The sequence below is a fragment of the Stenotrophomonas sp. SAM-B genome (assembly GCF_013387485.1).
GTDB classification, from domain to species: Bacteria; Pseudomonadota; Gammaproteobacteria; order Xanthomonadales; family Xanthomonadaceae; genus Stenotrophomonas; species Stenotrophomonas maltophilia_AA.
The window spans coordinates 1-451 of the sequence record NZ_JABBXB010000026.1; the positions used below are offsets into that span (position 1 = coordinate 1).

Below are 451 nucleotides of genomic sequence, written 5' to 3' on the forward strand. Positions count from 1 at the left end.
CTGCAGTGGGGAATTTTGGACAATGGGGGAAACCCTGATCCAGCCATGCCGCGTGAGTGAAGAAGGCCTTCGGGTTGTAAAGCTCTTTTGTCCGGAACGAAACGGTTGGCGTGAATATCGCGACTACTGACGGTACCTGAAGAATAAGCACCGGCTAACTACGTGCCAGCAGCCGCGGTAATACGTAGGGTGCGAGCGTTAATCGGAATTACTGGGCGTAAAGCGTGCGCAGGCGGTTATGCAAGACAGATGTGAAATCCCCGGGCTCAACCTGGGAACTGCATTTGTGACTGCATAGCTAGAGTACGGTAGAGGGGGATGGAATTCCGCGTGTAGCAGTGAAATGCGTAGATATGCGGAGGAACACCGATGGCGAAGGCAATCCCCTGGACCTGTACTGACGCTCATGCACGAAAGCGTGGGGAGCAAACAGGATTAGATACCCCTGTAG

Annotated in this window: 1 rRNA gene; it reads left to right on the plus strand. The window is 53.9% G+C overall.

The features are described 5' to 3' along the window. Positions 1-451, plus strand: a 16S ribosomal RNA gene (locus tag HH110_RS19065); the annotation flags it as partial.